Origin of the sequence: Mesorhizobium sp. M1A.F.Ca.IN.022.07.1.1 (assembly GCF_003997575.1) — a bacterium.
GTDB lineage: Bacteria > Pseudomonadota > Alphaproteobacteria > Rhizobiales > Rhizobiaceae > Mesorhizobium.
Genome location: NZ_RZST01000628.1, coordinates 1 through 1,261 on the forward strand (window position 1 = coordinate 1; position 1,261 = coordinate 1,261).

3 protein-coding genes are annotated in these 1,261 nt (G+C 64.9%); all 3 read right to left on the reverse strand.

All coding sequences use genetic code 11. The features are described 5' to 3' along the window. On the reverse strand, positions 1-334 hold a 334-nt coding region (locus EOA75_RS32925; RefSeq protein WP_127326146.1), incomplete at its 3' end, for a nuclear transport factor 2 family protein. 10 nt (positions 335-344) lie between these two features. Next, positions 345-986: a carbonic anhydrase gene (locus EOA75_RS32930; RefSeq protein WP_067001427.1), complete on the reverse strand. Its 642-nt coding sequence runs from the start codon at positions 984-986 to the stop codon at positions 345-347. A 128-nt stretch (positions 987-1,114) separates the two neighbouring features. After that, on the reverse strand, positions 1,115-1,261 hold a 147-nt coding region (locus EOA75_RS32935), incomplete at its 5' end, for a DUF429 domain-containing protein (RefSeq protein ID WP_127326147.1).

Sequence of the window (1,261 nt, forward strand, 5' to 3'; positions counted from 1 at the left end):
TCAGCGTGTCGTTCTCGGGGAAATCGTAGCAGGCGAGCACCGTGGTCTCGCCCTTTTCGCTCTTCTCGATGCGATGGCGGATGGCGGCGCCGGCAACCGCGCCTTGCCATTCGTCGATCGACGCGAGGAATTCCTGCTTGTCCTGGACGACGCCGACATCGTCGAGCTTCATGTGCACCTCTTCAGAAAGCAATTCGGACAGTTCGGTGCGGTCGGCGACCAGGAGTGCCGAATACCAACGATCGATGACGGCGCTGTCATCGGCGCTGGCGCTGATCGTCGCGGACAGCAGCAGCGCTGCCGCAAGGAAAAACCTACACCAGATCCGCTCCATCAACCCTCCATCAAAGCTCCGGCCGCTCGAAATCGCCGGTCTCCTTGTTCATCACCCAGAGCTCGCCGGTCGAGATGTCGAACCAGGCGCCGTGCAGGGTAAGCTTGCCCTTGCCCTCGAGGATCGAAACGCAAGGGAATGTCCTGAGATTGGCGATCGAATAGCGGATCGAGATGCGCTCCAGCGCCGTCTGGCGCTCGGTCGCTGTCATGAAGGTGCTGGACGAGACGGTCTCGGCAGCCGGCGCGATCAGGCTCATCCATTTGCCGATGAAATCGCCGGGCGACAGCGGCGCAAAATTGGTATCGAGCGCGGCGCGGATGCCGCCGCAGCGGCCATGGCCCATCACCACGATGTTCTTAACCTTCAGGCTCTGCACGGCGAACTCGAGCGCGGCAGAGGTCGAGTGGAACTCGCCGTCCGGCTCATAGGGCGGCACGAGATTGCCGACATTGCGCAGCACGAAGAGCTCGCCCGGCCCGGCATCGAAGATCGCTTCGGGGGCCGAGCGGGAATCGCAGCAGGCGACGATCATGGTCTCGGGCGCCTGGCCCTCGCGCGCCAGCGAGCGGTAGCGGTCGCTTTCGGCGGGATAGCGGCCGCTCATGAAGTTGCGATAGCCGGTCAGCAGATGTTCGGGGAGATGGGGCATGGGCGCCTTTCCGGGTTTGGGCGGCAGCTCGTTGCGATCGAAAAAGCCTCTAGCGGCAAAAGCCGGTCGCGGGCAATGCCGAATTGCGGATGGCGGCGTCGCAAACGCATGCCGGCCGCCCCGTTCGGTCATGCCCAGATGGCGACCTGAATGCCGAAGCGGTCGGTCAGCGGCGGATCGGGCGAGGGCCGCGCCTCGCCGCTGGCGATGCGGCCGGCGATCAACATCATGGCGGCCGCGTCGAGGAAGTCGTCGCTGGCGGCACCCTTCGGCGG